At 49.6% G+C, this 16,127-nt stretch carries 13 protein-coding genes and 1 tRNA gene; all 14 read left to right on the top strand.

The genetic code is table 11. The features are described 5' to 3' along the window. Positions 1 to 196 (top strand): elongation factor Tu (tuf, locus tag RIC29_03890; GenBank protein ID MEQ8734041.1); only part of this gene is annotated, 196 nt, incomplete at its 5' end. A gap of 276 nt (positions 197 to 472) precedes the next feature. Beyond that, positions 473 to 548 (top strand) — tRNA-Trp (locus RIC29_03895). Positions 549 to 679: 131 nt separating this feature from the next. Further along, entirely contained in the window at positions 680 to 868 is a 189-nt protein-coding gene (gene secE, locus RIC29_03900; protein ID MEQ8734042.1) for a preprotein translocase subunit SecE, read from the top strand. 12 nt (positions 869 to 880) lie between these two features. Next, on the top strand, positions 881 to 1,411 hold the full coding sequence (nusG, locus tag RIC29_03905) for a transcription termination/antitermination protein NusG (protein MEQ8734043.1): 531 nt from the start codon (positions 881 to 883) through the stop codon (positions 1,409 to 1,411). A gap of 97 nt (positions 1,412 to 1,508) precedes the next feature. Further along, positions 1,509 to 1,937, top strand: a complete 429-nt coding sequence (gene rplK, locus RIC29_03910; protein MEQ8734044.1) for a 50S ribosomal protein L11 — start codon at positions 1,509 to 1,511, stop codon at positions 1,935 to 1,937. A gap of 5 nt (positions 1,938 to 1,942) precedes the next feature. Then, the gene (rplA, locus tag RIC29_03915; protein ID MEQ8734045.1) at positions 1,943 to 2,641 is read left to right on the top strand and encodes a 50S ribosomal protein L1; all 699 of its coding nucleotides are present in this window, start codon (positions 1,943 to 1,945) and stop codon (positions 2,639 to 2,641) included. 298 nt (positions 2,642 to 2,939) lie between these two features. Further along, a complete protein-coding gene (gene rplJ, locus RIC29_03920; GenBank protein MEQ8734046.1) occupies positions 2,940 to 3,458 on the top strand; it encodes a 50S ribosomal protein L10 in 519 nt (172 codons plus the stop codon). Positions 3,459 to 3,507: 49 nt separating this feature from the next. Next, positions 3,508 to 3,885 (top strand): 50S ribosomal protein L7/L12, encoded by a 378-nt coding sequence (gene rplL, locus RIC29_03925; protein MEQ8734047.1) that lies wholly within the window; start codon positions 3,508 to 3,510, stop codon positions 3,883 to 3,885. Positions 3,886 to 4,111: 226 nt separating this feature from the next. After that, positions 4,112 to 8,296, top strand: a complete 4,185-nt coding sequence (rpoB, locus tag RIC29_03930; GenBank protein ID MEQ8734048.1) for a DNA-directed RNA polymerase subunit beta — start codon at positions 4,112 to 4,114, stop codon at positions 8,294 to 8,296. A 108-nt stretch (positions 8,297 to 8,404) separates the two neighbouring features. After that, positions 8,405 to 12,607 (top strand): DNA-directed RNA polymerase subunit beta', encoded by a 4,203-nt coding sequence (rpoC, locus tag RIC29_03935; GenBank protein ID MEQ8734049.1) that lies wholly within the window; start codon positions 8,405 to 8,407, stop codon positions 12,605 to 12,607. A gap of 350 nt (positions 12,608 to 12,957) precedes the next feature. Further along, positions 12,958 to 13,329, top strand: a complete 372-nt coding sequence (gene rpsL / locus RIC29_03940) for a 30S ribosomal protein S12 (protein ID MEQ8734050.1) — start codon at positions 12,958 to 12,960, stop codon at positions 13,327 to 13,329. 27 nt (positions 13,330 to 13,356) lie between these two features. Next, positions 13,357 to 13,827: a 30S ribosomal protein S7 gene (gene rpsG, locus RIC29_03945; protein MEQ8734051.1), complete on the top strand. Its 471-nt coding sequence runs from the start codon at positions 13,357 to 13,359 to the stop codon at positions 13,825 to 13,827. A 30-nt stretch (positions 13,828 to 13,857) separates the two neighbouring features. Beyond that, positions 13,858 to 15,945 carry an elongation factor G gene (gene fusA / locus RIC29_03950; protein ID MEQ8734052.1) on the top strand — a complete coding sequence of 696 codons (2,088 nt, stop codon included), beginning with the start codon at positions 13,858 to 13,860 and terminating at the stop codon, positions 15,943 to 15,945. Positions 15,946 to 15,990: 45 nt separating this feature from the next. Beyond that, the coding region (locus tag RIC29_03955; protein ID MEQ8734053.1) for a GTP-binding protein at positions 15,991 to 16,127 on the top strand (137 nt) is incomplete at its 3' end.

Below are 16,127 nucleotides of genomic sequence, written 5' to 3' on the forward strand. Positions count from 1 at the left end.
GTTTTACTTCCGCACGACGGACGTGACGGGGACGATTGAGCTTCCGGAAGGGACAGAGATGGTTATGCCTGGAGATAATATTTCCATGCAGGTCAACCTGATTGCCCCGATTGCCATGGATGATGGTCTGCGCTTCGCTATCCGCGAAGGCGGTCGTACCGTCGGTGCCGGGGTCGTCGCTAAAATTATCGAATAGGCAATATTTAGGCGGTCTTATAGAGCGTTGAGCTAAATACCGCGTTTGTGCTCAGGTAAATCGTTAAAAAGCCTTGATTTTCCTGGTCAGTGCGCGCTATAGACCGCCATCCGGTCGTCACACCTGTGTCGACCGGACAAGTTTTTTTGCGCCCAAGACGGCGGTTAGAGCGAAGTTTTAGTCAAAGATATTAAGGCACTAGGCAAATATGGCGGTGGGTTCCACGTAATCTTTCATGTGGATGGCACCGGTTCTAAGGGCGGCCACTTAAAGTGTAGGGGTGTAGCTCAATTGGTAGAGCACCGGTCTCCAAAACCGGGGGCTGTAGGTTCGAGTCCTATCACCCCTGCCACCCTATAAATGCCTGCCTGGGCTTTAATTTGAATTTCTTTTTGACAGTCGTTCATTCCGTCTTAGGTGTTGAAAACAAAAGGCAAAACTGCCTGAGACGTTGGGTTATTTAGGTCGGACGAAAAAGAGAAAATGGCAAGAACCACACCAGGTCAGTTTGTTCGGCAGGTTAGGCAGGAAATGTCTAAAGTGACATGGCCGAGCCGCAGAGAAGCATCCGTGTCGGTGCTCCTGGTTTTTATATTCTGCAGTATTTTTGCGGTTTTTTTCTTGGTGGTAGACAAAATTCTCAGCCTCGGCGTCTCATGGTTGTTTGGGTAAGGGGCCGATAGAATGTCTGCTAAGTGGTATGTGTTGCACGTTTATTCTGGATTCGAGAGTAAAGTGGCTCAGTCGATCCGAGAGCAAGCTGTGCAGCAAAATATGGCTGACAAGATCGAAGAAGTGCTTGTGCCTATTGAAGAAGTTGTGGAAATGCGTCGCGGGGCTAAGGTCAATGCGGAGCGCAAGTTCTTTCCAGGCTATGTGTTGATTAAAATGGACCTGACCAACGAGAGTTGGCATTTGGTCCAAAACACGCCGAAAGTCACAGGTTTTCTGGGTGGTCAAGGTAAGCCATCGCCGATCTCCCAATCTGAAGCTGAGCAAATTATGCGTCAGGTGCAGGAAGGGATAGAGCGTCCGAAACCCTCGGTGGTATTTGAGGTTGGTGAGCAAGTTCGTGTGAGCGACGGTCCGTTCTCGTCGTTTAACGGATTTGTTGAAGATATTGATGAAGAGAAGGCCAGATTGAAGGTTTCAGTGTCCATTTTTGGTCGTTCGACACCTGTCGAACTGGAATACAGTCAGGTCGAAAAACTATAGGAATTCTGTGGGAGGTCGTCTCCGAAAGGCCTCGGAGAACCGTACCACGGACCCGGCGCGCTGAAGGGTAATTTGGCGCAATTGCTGAGGTGATAACATGGCGAAGAAGATAACAGGCTATATTAAGTTGCAGATTGCGGCTGGCCAAGCGAACCCGTCCCCACCGGTCGGTCCAGCGCTTGGTCAACGTGGTGTAAATATTATGGAATTCTGCAAGGCGTTTAATGCGTCAACGCAGCAAATGGAGCAAGGGGTGCCGGTTCCGACCGTAATTACGGTTTACGCGGACCGTTCATTTACCTTTCAAACAAAAACTCCTCCTACGAGTTATTTCTTGATCAAAGCGTCTAAGAAGAAAAAGGGCGGCTCAACACCAGGTCGTGACATCGCCGGTTCTGTGACCAAAGCCCAAATACGCGAGATTGCTGAACAAAAAATGCCTGATTTGAACTGTGCAACAATTGAAGCTGCCATGCTTCAGGTTGAGGGCTCGGCACGTTCAATTGGCTTGGAAGTGGTGGGGTAAAGATTATGGCAAAAAAAGGAAAACGCCTAACGTCGAGCTACGAAGCCATTGATCGCGATGCTTTTTACTCCGTTGATGATGCCGTTAAGATGATTAAAGAGCGGGCTACGGCAAAGTTTGATGAAACGATTGAATTGGCTCTGAACCTTGGTGTCGATCCTCGCCATGCTGACCAAAATGTTAGAGGCGTTGTCGCTTTGCCACATGGTACAGGTAAGACTATGCGCGTCGCTGTGTTTGCAAAAGGCGATAAAGCTGAGGCGGCCAAGGCTGCGGGTGCTGATTTTGTTGGTGGAGATGATTTAGCCGAGAAAATCCAAGCTGGAGAAACAGGCTTTGACCGCGTTATTGCAACGCCAGATATGATGGGTGTTGTTGGTAAGCTTGGTAAGGTGCTCGGTCCACGCGGCTTAATGCCAAACCCAAAGCTTGGAACTGTGACGCCTGATGTCGAAACGGCCGTTAAAAACGCTAAAGCTGGTGAAGTTCAGTTCAGAGTTGAGAAGGCTGGCTTGGTCCATGCAGGGATTGGTAAGGCAAGCTTCTCTGAGCAGCAGTTAAGCGAGAACCTCCAGGCATTTCTTGGCGCTATTTTAAAAGCTAAGCCAACCGGCGCTAAAGGCACATACTTAAAGAAGATTTCGCTCAGCTCCACAATGGGGCCGGGTGTCAAAGTTACTGTTAGTGAAGCAAGCGCTGGCTGACAGCTAAAGGCTTTCGGTCTCTTCAAGCTTTTGAGGGGGCTGAAAGGCGGAACCTTAGGGTTTCGCAGCCTGTCCGAGACTGGTGGCGTCTTTCCGGGAAACCGGTGGGCTTAATGGCATAGGCCGCCATCATAGATGGGAGTGGATATTCGTATTGGTTTGACTAAGAGCCAACAACGGATCGGCACTTCTGCGGCAGGACATGAGCGATGTTGGTCGTGCGAGTTTGTTGACTGACATCATGTGCAACTGGTTCGAGGCAGCTTTTATGCCGAGAACCTTCGTAGCGGAGACGGATGTGAACCGAGAGCAAAAACAGGATCTGATTTCCTCTCTCAACGCATTGCTCCAGGGCCAATCGTTTGTTGCAGTCACCCATTACAAGGGCCTGACTGTTAAACAACTTGAGGACCTGCGTGGCAAAGCGCGTGAGGCGGGGGCTGGATTCCGTGTCACTAAAAATCGGCTCACGCGTCTTGCCTTAGCAGGAACCAAGTTTGAAGACTTGAGCGAGTTGTTTACCGGACCAACGGCAATTGCCTATTCAGAGGATCCGGTCGCAGCTGCAAAAGTGTGCGCAAACTTTGCCAAGGACAATGAGAATCTAGTGATTCTGGGTGGATCCCTGGATGGACAGATTATGGACATCGCGCAAGTCGGTGCCCTAGCCAAACTGCCATCTTTGGACGAACTCCGTGCCAAGCTTGTTGGCATGATCTCTACGCCAGCCACGCGTATCGCAGGGGTGCTTCAAGCTCCAGGCGGTCAGTTGGCTCGTGTTCTCAATGCCAAGGCCCAGCAGGGCGAAGCCGCTTGACGCTGATCCGTAAAGAAACCTGTTCAAACCTTAATTGGAGTGCCAATCAATGGCTGATCTAGAAAAAATTGCAGACGACCTCTCTAACCTGACTGTTTTGGAAGCTGCAGAGCTTTCTAAAATGCTCGAAGAAAAATGGGGCGTCTCTGCCGCTGCGCCAGTAGCTGTCGCTGCTGCCGGTGGTGCGGTTGCTGGCGGTGAAGCCGCAGAAGCAAAAGACGACTTTGACGTTATTCTTGCTGAAGTCGGCGATAAGAAAATCAACGTTATTAAAGAAGTCCGGGCCATCACCGGTCTCGGCCTTAAAGAAGCTAAAGACCTCGTTGAGGGTGCACCTAAGCCTGTTAAAGAAGGTGTGCCTAAGGCCGAAGCTGAAGAAATCAAGAAGAAGCTGGAAGAAGCTGGAGCTAAAGTGGAGCTCAAGTAATTCAAGCGGCTATAAAAGTTCGGTGTTTGGGAAGCAGTGCCACTGGGTACTGCTTCTCGCACCATTTTTTCGCTGCGGTATCGCAGCTGTTTGTCGTTGAGGTTCGATGACGAGAGGGGCTTGGTCGTTAGAATGCTTAGCCCCTGTCGTCATCGTATTCGTGTCTCTGCCTAATCCGTTTGTTGCCCTTGATTGCGGTTCAAACGTCAACTAGTGAGGATCACTCATGTCGAAGTCGTTCACCGGTCGTAAGTGGATCCGTAAGAATTTTGGTCGCATTCCTTCAGTGGCGACCATGCCTAACCTCATTGAGGTTCAGAAAAGCTCTTACGATACTTTTTTGCGCACAGGAGCTTCCGCTGCTGAGCGTGAAGTGTCGGGGCTTCAGGAAGTCTTCAAGTCTGTCTTTCCGATTAAAGATTTTAGCGGTAAGGGCGAGCTTGAGTTTGTCGCCTATGATTTGGAAGACCCGAAGTATGACGTTGATGAGTGTCGTCAACGGGGGCTGACTTTTTCTGCTCCATTAAAGGTGACGCTGCGCTTGGTCGTTTGGGACATTGACGAAGAGACTGGTGCCCGGTCTGTACGCGACATCAAAGAGCAAGATGTTTACATGGGCGATATGCCTTTGATGACTGACAACGGCACCTTTATCATCAATGGGACAGAGCGCGTTATAGTATCGCAGATGCATCGTTCTCCGGGCGTGTTTTTTGATCACGATAGAGGCAAAACGCACTCGTCCGGCAAGTACTTGTTTGCTGCGCGCGTTATTCCTTATCGTGGTTCTTGGCTTGACTTCGAATTTGATGCGAAAGATCTCGTCTATGTGCGTATTGATCGCCGTCGTAAGTTGCCAGTCACGACCTTGCTTTATGCTTTGGACAGTATTGAGTCTGAAGAACTGAGAGCCAAGCGCGCTAAGCAAGGTAAGACTATTGATGCCCATGAAATCACAGGTATGAGTTCCGAGGAGATCCTCGACTACTTCTACGACACAGTCACATATACGTTTGATAAAAAGGGCTGGAAGACGCCTTTTGATGCTGAGCGTATGAAGGGCGCTAAGTTGCCGTTCGACTTAGTGGATGCCAAAACTGGGCGTGTCAAAGTTGAAGCTGGTAGCAAGCTCTCAACCCGGGTTGCTGCGAAACTCGAGAAAGACGGGGTCAAGGAACTTCGCATTTCGACTGAAGAATTGATTGGCAAGTTTATTGCTAAAGAGATTGTTAATCTGGAGACCGGCGAGATTCATGCTGAAGCCGGTGCTGAAATTACAGAGGAAATGCTCGAGGAACTTCTCGAGCAGAAAATTACATCTATTGATGTTCTTGCGATTGATGGCGTGAATATTGGGCCGTATATCCGCAATACGCTTGCGCTGGATAAAAACACAACGCGTGAAGAAGCATTGGTCGATATTTATCGCGTCATGCGTCCCGGCGAGCCACCCACACTTGATACGGCTTCTGCAATGTACCGTAGCTTGTTCTTTGACTCCGAACGTTACGATTTGTCAGCTGTCGGTCGAGTGAAGATGAATGCGCGGTTGGACTTCAGCCTCGATGATGTTCCAGATACGACACGCGTTCTGCGCAAAGAAGATATCCTGAGCATTGTCAAAGTGCTGGTGCAGCTTAAAGACGGCAAGGGTGATATCGATGATATCGATCACCTCGGTAATCGTCGTGTACGTTCAGTCGGTGAACTGATGGAAAATCAGTATCGTGTCGGTTTGTTGCGCATGGAGCGTGCCATTCGTGAACGTATGAGCTCTGTTGAGATTGATACGGTCATGCCGCATGACTTGATTAATGCTAAGCCGGCTGCAGCAGCTGTTCGAGAGTTCTTTGGATCTTCACAACTGTCTCAGTTTATGGACCAGACAAACCCACTATCAGAAATTACGCACAAGCGTCGTCTTTCTGCGCTTGGGCCGGGTGGTCTGACCCGTGAGCGTGCAGGTTTTGAAGTCCGTGACGTTCACCCAACTCACTACGGTCGGATTTGTCCAATTGAAACGCCAGAAGGTCCAAACATTGGTTTGATCAACAGTTTGGCGACGTTCGCGCGGGTTAATAAGTACGGCTTTATTGAGAGCCCTTACCGCAAAGTGGTGAACGGAAAAGTCACTAATGAAGTCGTTTATCAGTCGGCTATGGAAGAGGGGCGCTATAAAATCGCTCAAGCTAACGAGCCTATTGATGAAAAAACGGGCCGCTTCCAAGATGATCTGATTAACTGCCGGAAGGCAGGCGATTTTGTGATGATACCGCCAGAAGAAATTGACTACATGGACGTTTCGCCCAAACAGTTAGTTTCTGTCGCGGCGGCATTGATTCCATTCCTTGAAAACGATGATGCGAACCGCGCCCTCATGGGGTCTAACATGCAACGGCAAGCAGTGCCGCTCCTCCGTGCCGAAGCGCCGCTCGTTGGCACGGGTATCGAAGATGTTGTCGCCCAGGATTCTGGGGCATCCGTCACGGCCCGCCGCTCTGGTGTTGTTCAGCAGATTGATGCGACACGTATTGTTGTGCGCGCAACAGAAGACACATCTTCTTCTGCACCCGGTGTTGATATTTATCGTTTGCAAAAGTTCCAAAGATCTAACCAAAATACGTGCATCAACCAACGCCCCTTGGTGAAGGTTGGAGATATCGTTGCAAAGGCTGATATCATTGCTGACGGTCCGTCGACACAACTCGGCGAGCTTGCCTTGGGCCGTAACGTGCTTGTCGCGTTTATGCCGTGGAATGGTTACAACTTCGAAGATTCAATTTTGATCTCAGAACGCATTGTTCGGGATGACGTGTTTACATCGATCCATATTGAAGAGTTTGAAATCATGGCCCGTGACACCAAGCTGGGTCAGGAAGAGATCACACGTGATATTCCAAACGTTGGCGAAGAAGCTCTCGGCAATCTTGACGAAGCTGGTATCGTTTATGTCGGTGCTGAAGTTGGACCAGGGGATATTCTCGTTGGTAAAGTGACGCCAAAAGGTGAAAGCCCTGTGACGCCGGAAGAAAAATTGCTCCGTGCAATCTTCGGTGAAAAAGCTTCAGACGTTCGCGACACATCGATGAAGGTGTCGCCGGGGGCCACAGGGACTGTTGTTGAAGTGCGAGTGTTTAATCGCCGCGGTATCGATAAAGATGAGCGTGCCCTTGCCATTGAGCGCATGGAAATTGAGCAACTCGTCAAAGACCGTGATGATGAAAAAGCAATTCTAGAGCGTTCTTTGAATGAACGTTTCAAAGAGCTTATCCTCAATAGAAAAATTGTCTCCGGGCCAAAGGGCGTGGAAGAAGGCAAGATGGTAACCGAGGACGTTCTGGCTGCGTTGACGCCAGGTCAATGGCGTCAAATTGTGATTGCTAATGACCAAGTCATGGCAGACGTAGAGGAACTCAAAAAGTCCTTCGAAAACAGTGTTGCTGTCATTGATGAGAGATTCGATGACAAGGTTGAGAAACTGCAACGCGGTGACGAACTGCCCCCGGGTGTTCTCAAAATGGTTAAAGTTTTTGTTGCCGTTAAGCGCAAGCTTCAACCTGGTGACAAGATGGCCGGTCGTCATGGAAACAAGGGAGTGATCTCTAAGATCGTTCCGATCGAAGATATGCCATATCTCGAAGATGGTACTCAGGCCGACATCGTGTTGAATCCGCTAGGCGTGCCATCGCGCATGAACGTGGGGCAAATTCTTGAAACTCACCTTGGTTGGGCGTGCCGCGGTCTCGGTGTTCAGATCGGAGAGCTTCTCGCGTCATACAAGACGACTAAATCTGACAAGGATATCCGGGCGTTCATGAAGAACGTCTATGGAGAAAAAGATTACAAGTCAGACATTCATCCACTTCAAGAGAATGAGCTAATAGAACTAACGACCAATATGCAGAACGGTGTTCCGATTGCGACACCAGTTTTTGATGGAGCGCGAGAAAGCGATATTGCTGAAATGTTAGAGAAGGCTGGTCTGGATACGTCTGGTCAAGTCACACTTTACGATGGCACTACGGGCGAACCGTTCGATCGTAAAGTAACTGTCGGCTATATTTACATGCTGAAACTGCATCACTTGGTCGATGATAAAATTCACGCGCGCTCCATTGGTCCGTATTCACTGGTCACGCAACAGCCCCTTGGCGGTAAAGCCCAGTTTGGCGGACAGCGCTTCGGTGAAATGGAAGTTTGGGCATTGGAAGCTTACGGAGCTGCCTACACACTTCAAGAAATGTTGACTGTAAAGTCCGATGACGTGTCTGGCAGAACCAAAGTCTATGAATCCATTGTTCGCGGTGATGATACGTTTGAAGCTGGTATCCCAGAATCTTTCAACGTCTTGGTTAAAGAAATGAGATCACTTTGCTTGGATGTTGAATTAAGCCATAGCGGAACATCGTAAGGGCGTCTTTAGTTTCAGGTAGTGAAGATGAACTACTGAAGACTTGATGTAAGACGCACACGAAATAGGAACCCGGCAAGGATGCCCATGGTTCCAAGGAGAACGCAGATGAACGAATTGATGAAAATTTTCGGACAACCGTCTGGTACGGAGTCTTTTGACCAGATCCGAATTTCTATAGCCAGCCCTGAGAAAATTCGCTCGTGGTCTTTCGGTGAGATCAAGAAACCGGAAACCATCAACTATCGGACCTTCAAGCCGGAACGGGATGGTCTGTTCTGCGCGCGTATCTTTGGACCCATTAAAGATTATGAGTGCCTGTGCGGTAAGTATAAACGCATGAAGTATAAGGGCATTATCTGCGAGAAATGTGGTGTCGAAGTTACGCTGTCGAAAGTACGCCGTGACCGAATGGGCCACATTGAGCTCGCGGCCCCAGTCGCACACATTTGGTTTATGAAGTCACTGCCAAGTCGCATTGGTTTGCTTCTGGACATGACCCTTAAAGATCTCGAGCGTGTTTTGTACTTCGAGAGCTATGTCGTCATGGACCCGCGCGTCACTCCGCTTGAGCAAGGCGAATTACTGAACGAAGAGCAATATCAACGCCTCGTTGATGAGTATGGTGAAGATGGCTTTGAAGTCGGCATCGGTGCCGAAGCTATTCGGGTGATGTTAGAGCAAATTGATCTCGATGAAGAGCGTGATCAATTAAAAGTCGATCTTCGTGAAACTGGCTCAGAAGCAAAACGTAAAAAATACGTCAAGCGCCTTAAGCTCGTTGAGGCGTTCCTGGTTTCTGGCGCGCGTCCGGAATGGATGATTTTGGAAGTTGTTCCTGTTATTCCGCCGGAACTGCGCCCTCTCGTTCCTCTCGATGGCGGCCGTTTCGCGACATCGGATTTAAACGATCTATATCGTCGCGTTATCAACCGGAACAATCGCCTCAAGCGCCTTATTGAACTTCGGGCACCAGACATCATCATCCGCAACGAAAAACGGATGTTGCAAGAATCTGTTGACGCCTTGTTTGATAATGGGCGTCGTGGTCGTGCGATTACAGGTGCGAATAAGCGTCCGCTAAAATCTTTGTCTGACATGCTTAAGGGTAAGCAAGGGCGTTTCCGGCAGAACTTGCTGGGTAAGCGTGTCGATTACTCCGGCCGCTCAGTTATCGTTGTTGGACCCGAGTTAAAACTGCATCAGTGCGGTATTCCTAAGAAAATGGCGCTCGAGTTATTCAAGCCTTTTGTGTACTCCAAGTTGGAACTCTACGGCATGGCCACCACGATTAAGGCCGCCAAGCGTATGGTTGAGAAAGAGCGTCCCGAAGTCTGGGATATTTTAGAGGAAGTCATCAGAGAGCATCCTGTGCTTCTCAATCGTGCGCCGACGTTGCACCGTCTTGGTATTCAAGCTTTTGAACCGGTGCTTATCGAAGGAAAAGCTATCCAGTTGCACCCGCTTGTCTGTACAGCGTTTAACGCTGACTTCGATGGGGACCAAATGGCCGTGCACGTTCCTCTGTCGCTTGAAGCGCAGTTGGAAGCTCGGGTTCTCATGATGTCCACAAATAATATTCTCAGTCCGGCGAACGGTAAGCCAATTATCGTTCCGACACAGGATATGATTCTTGGGCTTTACTATCTGTCCATGGAGCGTGATGGCGAGTTAGGCGAAGGTATGGTGTTTACTGACCTTGCTGAAATTGAGCATGCACTGCAAACACGTCAGGTCTCGGTCCACGCTAAGATTAAGGCGCGTTATCATACAGTTGATGAAAACGGTGATCCTGTTACGCTGACAGTTGATTCGACTCCTGGGCGCATGATTTTGTCAGAAGAACTGCCGCGCAATCCAAAAGTGCCATTCTCTTTGATCAACAGCTTATTGCGTAAGAAGGATATTCAGGAAGTTATCGACGTTGTTTATCGTCACTGTGGTCAAAAAGAGACGGTTATTTTCTGTGATCACATTATGTCGCTTGGTTTCCGTTATGCCGCGAAAGCAGGCATTTCGTTTGGTAAAGACGATCTGTTGATCCCCGCGACCAAAGATAAGATGGTTAATGACACTGAAAATCAGGTCAAAGTATTTGAGCAACAGTATCAAGATGGATTGATCACCCAAGGTGAGAAATACAACAAGGTCGTTGATGCTTGGTCTCACTGCACGGAACGTGTCGCTGAAGCCATGATGGGCGAAATTTCTAAGATGGAAGACGGCAAAGAAATTAATGCTGTGTTCATGATGGCCCACTCTGGTGCTCGTGGTTCTGCTGCCCAGATGAAACAGTTGGCCGGTATGCGTGGGTTGATGGCAAAGCCGTCTGGCGAAATCATTGAAACGCCAATCATCTCCAACTTTAAAGAGGGGCTGACCGTTCTTGAATACTTCAACTCGACTCACGGTGCTCGTAAAGGCTTGGCCGATACGGCTCTGAAGACGGCTAACTCTGGTTACCTGACGCGTCGTCTGGTTGACGTGGCGCAGGACGCGATCATTGTCGAAGACGATTGCGGAACAAAAATCGGTATTGACGCATTACCTCTTATCGAAGGTGGTGACGTTGTTGTCTCTCTTGGCGAGCGTGTGCTGGGGCGTACAGTGCTTGAGGATATCGTTGACCCAGCGTCAGGAGACGTTCTGTTCAAGTCAGGGCATTTGTTGGATGAGGCAGATGTTGAGGTTATCGAAACAGCGAACGTCGAGCGCATTAAAATGCGCTCTCCTCTGACCTGTGAAACAGTTTCGGGCATCTGTGCTAAATGTTACGGTCGTGACTTGTCACGCGGCACAAGGGTTAATACCGGTGAAGCTGTAGGTGTCATTGCAGCTCAGTCCATCGGAGAGCCAGGAACTCAGCTGACTATGCGAACGTTCCACATTGGTGGTGCAGCGCAGCGTGGTGCAGAGCAGTCTGCCATTGAGGCCGCCTTCGACTCCAAAGTGAAGTTGGTTAACAAGAACCTCGTTAAAAACTCCGATAAAGTCGATATCGTAATGTCTCGGAACTGCGAGATTGTGCTTATTGATAGTAATGACCGCGAGCGCGCACGTCACAAGGTGCCTTATGGTGCGAAACTGTTGATTAAAGATAAGCAGGCAGTTTCCAAGGGCGATAAGCTGGCTGAGTGGGATCCGTATACGGTTCCTATTATCACTGAAAAGGCAGGTATCGTTCACTATATCGATCTCGTCGAAGGGCTGTCCGTGCGTGAAATCATGGATGAAGCGACGGGCATCTCCTCCAAAGTGGTGGTTGACTGGAAACAGCAACCGCGCGGTTCTGATCTAAAGCCTCGTGTGACTTTACGTGATAAAGCGGCGGATAAAGGCGGTGAGGTTCTCATGCTGGGTAATGGCATGGAAGCGCGCTACTTTATGAGTGTGGATGCTATTTTGTCCGTTGAAGATGGTCAGAAGGTTGATGCTGGTGATGTGCTAGCCCGTATTCCACGTGAAGGCTCCAAGACCCGCGATATTACAGGTGGTTTGCCACGTGTTGCGGAGTTGTTTGAAGCGCGCAAGCCTAAAGACCACGCAATCATTTCTGAAGGCGAGGGGCGTGTTGAGTTTGGTAAGGACTATAAGTCTAAGCGCCGAATCGTCGTCAGACCTGATGATGGCGAGCCAGTTGAGTACATGGTGCCGAAGGGTAAGCACCTTGCTGTCCAAGAAGGGGATTACGTTCAAAAAGGCGATGCCTTGCTTGATGGTAATCCCGTTCCTCATGATATTTTGAGGGTTATGGGCATCGAGGCTTTGGCTGATTATCTGATCAAAGAAATTCAGGACGTGTATCGATTGCAAGGCGTGAAGATCAACGACAAGCATATCGAAGTCATTGTTCGCCAGATGCTTCAGAAGGTTGAAATTACAGGCACGGGAGATACCACTTTCCTTGTTGGCGAGTTGGTTGACCGTCTTGAATTCGATACTGAAAATGCGCGGACTAAGGATGATGGAGGTAAGCCAGCTATTGGTCTTCCCGTCCTGCAGGGCATTACAAAAGCAAGTCTGCAAACTCAATCTTTCGTTTCAGCAGCGTCTTTCCAGGAAACGACCCGAGTCTTGACCGAAGCTGCGGTTACCGGAAAAGTCGACAGTCTGATTGGGCTCAAAGAAAACGTTATTGTTGGTCGATTGATCCCAGCAGGAACCGGAGCTCTGATGAACGAATTGAAGGGCATAGCGGCAGCGCGTGACCTTGAATTGCAGTCAGCTAAAGAAGCTGAGGCCGCAGCAGCCCTTGCTGCAGCAGAAGCTGATGCTGAAGAAGTTGAGGTGCCAGCAGCGCCCGCAGAGTGAGCGTTTTCCCCCAGTTGATCGTGTTTATTGTTCAACTGGGGCCTTTTGTTGTTTTAAGTAAAGAAACCCTGAAATGGGCGGATTCTAGGGTTGACGGCAGGTAGAGCCGCCCATATATTCCGCCCCGCTTAATAAGGCGTCCGGTGGTAGACCCTGATGCGGTCTAAACGCGGGCAGCGAAACCTAATTTAGCGTATTTACATAGGCCTTTTTGGCCAAACGAGAACGGTCGGATCACACCGTAGCGCCTTTTGTGCGTACGAGTGTTCCGATTTTGCTTGCTGTCTGTCGGGCTACCTAATCAGCCTTCAGGGCAGTGCTGTTGAACTTGAGTAAAAGGGATCGGGCGAATGCCAACGGTCAACCAAATGGTGCGGAAGGGACGTACGCGTCCCGTTAAGCGTAATAAAGTCCCTGCTATGCAGGCTTGTCCTCAAAAACGTGGCGTCTGCACGCGTGTTTACACAACAACACCTAAGAAGCCGAACTCAGCGCTTCGTAAGGTGGCGCGTGTGCGCCTCACAAATGGCTTTGAGGTGACGAGCTACATTCCAGGTGAGGGGCATAACCTCCAGGAGCACTCCGTGGTCATGATCCGTGGTGGTCGTGTGAAGGATTTGCCTGGCGTTCGCTATCACATTATTCGCGGCACGTTGGATACGCAGGGTGTGGGTGACCGCCGCCAGCGTAGATCCAAATACGGCGCCAAGCGGCCCAAATAGTGGCTTTGAGTAAGAGGAACATCTGAAATGTCACGCCGTCACGCAGCTGAGAAACGAGAAATTCTTCCGGACGCTAAGTTCGGAGATCTTGTGATCGCCAAATTTATTAACTCCGTCATGCTTCAGGGTAAGAAGTCAACGGCAGAGCATATCGTTTATGATGCCTTGGATAAGATATCGGCCAAGACAGGTCAGGACCCAGTTAAGGTGTTTCATGAAGCCGTTGAGAACATCAAGCCGGCTGTTGAGGTTCGCTCTCGCCGCGTAGGTGGTGCGACATATCAGGTGCCTGTTGAGGTTCGTCCTGAGCGCCGTCAAGCATTGGCCTTTCGTTGGTTGGTTTCTTATGCCCGCTCCCGCAGCGAGACCACAATGGTTGATCGCCTGTCTGGCGAATTGATGGATGCCATGGCTAACCGTGGCGGTGCCGTCAAAAAACGTGAAGATACGCATCGTATGGCTGAAGCCAACAAGGCTTTTGCACATTATCGCTGGTAAATTTTTTAGAGAATTGAAGAGTATTTAGTAATGTCGTCTACAGACACCCCCCTCGATCGGTACCGTAACATCGGCATCATGGCGCACATTGATGCGGGTAAAACGACGACCACAGAGCGCGTGCTGTATTACACTGGCCGATCCCATAAGATTGGCGAGGTGCATGATGGCAATGCAACTATGGACTGGATGGAGCAAGAGCAGGAACGCGGCATTACGATTACGTCTGCAGCGACGACCTGTTTTTGGCACGATCATCGCATCAATATCATTGATACGCCTGGCCACGTTGACTTCACAATTGAGGTGGAGCGGTCTCTGCGCGTTTTGGATGGTGCGGTATGCGTTTTTGACTCTGTTGCTGGTGTTGAGCCGCAATCAGAAACGGTTTGGCGTCAGGCAGACAAATATAAGGTTCCACGTATTTGCTTTGTGAATAAAATGGACCGGATGGGCGCAGACTTTGATCGCTGCGTTCGTATGATGGTTGATCGTCTTGCTGCAAAACCATTGATTTTGAATTTCCCCATCGGCTCTGAGGCAGAGTTTGAGGGGGTTGTTGATCTTATCCGCATGAAGGCGATCGTCTGGAAAGGCGAAGATCTGGGCGCAGAATATGATTACATCGATATTCCAGCTGAACTGCAGGATCGAGCTAACGAGTTGCGTGAAATCTTGCTGGAAACGGCTGTTGAATCAGATGATGCGGCTATGGAAGCCTATCTTGAAGGTAATGAGCCGGACGAAGCAACGTTGAAGGCGTGTATTCGCAAGGGGGCAATTGCTCGAGTCTTTGTGCCTGTGCTCTGTGGCTCAGCTTTTAAAAATAAAGGTGTTCAGCCGCTTCTTGATGCTGTTGTTGATTATCTTCCATCCCCGCTGGACTTGCCTCCTATTGATGGATTGCTGCCCGACAGTGAAGAAGAAAAGGTCGTCGTTCGCCATTCTGATCCCAATGAGCCGTTTTCCGCTTTGGCATTCAAGATTATGAATGATCCGTTTGTGGGCTCCCTGACCTTTATTCGTGTTTACTCCGGTAAAGTTGCCAGTGGCGCTTTTGTTCTGAACACGGTCAAGGGTAAAAAAGAACGTATTGGGCGTATGTTGCTGATGCATTCTAATAACCGTGAAGAAATTAAAGAATGCACGGCTGGCGACATTGTAGCTTTGGTCGGAATGAAGGACACCACAACGGGTGATACGCTGAGTGACACAATGGACCCGGTTATTCTAGAGCGTATGGAATTTCCTGAGCCGGTTATCGAAGTCGCTGTAGAACCAAAAACAAAATCTGATGTTGAGAAGATGGGTATGGCTTTGGCGCGTTTGGCTGCTGAAGATCCGTCTTTCCGAGTTTCGTCGGATGAAGAAAGTGGTCAGACCATCATTAAAGGTATGGGCGAACTTCATCTTGAGATCTTGGTTGATCGTATGCGTCGTGAGTTTAAGGTTGAGGCCAACGTTGGTGCCCCTCAAGTGGCCTATCGTGAGAGCATCTCTAAGGAATTCGATTGCGACTACACGCATAAGAAGCAGTCTGGTGGTAGTGGTCAGTTTGCCCGCGTAAAAATCAAGTTTGAACCACTTGAGCCTGGCTCACCGAACACGTTCGCTAACACTGTTACAGGTGGTAATGTGCCCAAAGAGTATATCCCTGGCGTTGAGAAAGGGATTATGGCGCAGTTGGAAAGCGGTGTTATTGCTGGCTTCCCAATGACGGCGGTTAAGGCCACTCTCTATGATGGCGGTTATCACGATGTTGACTCGTCCGTTATGGCGTTTGAGATCGCTGGTCGTGCGGCCGTTCGTGAAGGATTGCCGCAAGCGGGTCCGAAGCTGCTTGAGCCTGTGATGAAGGTCGAAGTTGTTACACCAGAAGACTATATGGGTGATATCATTGGCGATTTGAATAGTCGTCGCGGCAACGTTGGCGGTATGGATCAACGTGGTAACGCCCGTGTCATTGACGCCATGGTTCCGTTGGCAAACATGTTTGGGTATGTGAACACCCTCCGGTCCATGAGTCAGGGTCGGGCGCAGTTCTCAATGGTATTCGATCACTATGAACAAGTTCCGAACAATGTGTCGGATGAGATTAAGGCCAAGATGGCCGGATAACCTGATGGGTTATCTTGAAGGACGAAGAGGCAGAAAGGGTTAGCCATGTCGAAGCAGAAGTTTGAGCGTACGAAGCCGCACTGTAACATTGGAACGATTGGTCACGTTGACCATGGTAAGACGACGTTGACAGCAGCGATTACGAAGGTGTTGGCGGAAGCTGGAGGGGCGACGTTTACGGC

It is taken from the genome of Rhodospirillaceae bacterium, assembly GCA_040219235.1.
Taxonomy (GTDB): Bacteria; Pseudomonadota; Alphaproteobacteria; order Rhodospirillales; family Rhodospirillaceae; genus WLXB01.

Coding starts and splice junctions, on each gene's coding strand:
- secE (MEQ8734042.1), top strand. CDS start 680: ATGGCAAGAACCACACCAGGTCAGTTTGTTCGGCAGGTTAGGCAGGAA.
- nusG (MEQ8734043.1), top strand. CDS start 881: ATGTCTGCTAAGTGGTATGTGTTGCACGTTTATTCTGGATTCGAGAGT.
- rplK (MEQ8734044.1), top strand. CDS start 1,509: ATGGCGAAGAAGATAACAGGCTATATTAAGTTGCAGATTGCGGCTGGC.
- rplA (MEQ8734045.1), top strand. CDS start 1,943: ATGGCAAAAAAAGGAAAACGCCTAACGTCGAGCTACGAAGCCATTGAT.
- rplL (MEQ8734047.1), top strand. CDS start 3,508: ATGGCTGATCTAGAAAAAATTGCAGACGACCTCTCTAACCTGACTGTT.
- rpoB (MEQ8734048.1), top strand. CDS start 4,112: ATGTCGAAGTCGTTCACCGGTCGTAAGTGGATCCGTAAGAATTTTGGT.
- rpoC (MEQ8734049.1), top strand. CDS start 8,405: ATGAACGAATTGATGAAAATTTTCGGACAACCGTCTGGTACGGAGTCT.
- rpsL (MEQ8734050.1), top strand. CDS start 12,958: ATGCCAACGGTCAACCAAATGGTGCGGAAGGGACGTACGCGTCCCGTT.
- rpsG (MEQ8734051.1), top strand. CDS start 13,357: ATGTCACGCCGTCACGCAGCTGAGAAACGAGAAATTCTTCCGGACGCT.
- fusA (MEQ8734052.1), top strand. CDS start 13,858: ATGTCGTCTACAGACACCCCCCTCGATCGGTACCGTAACATCGGCATC.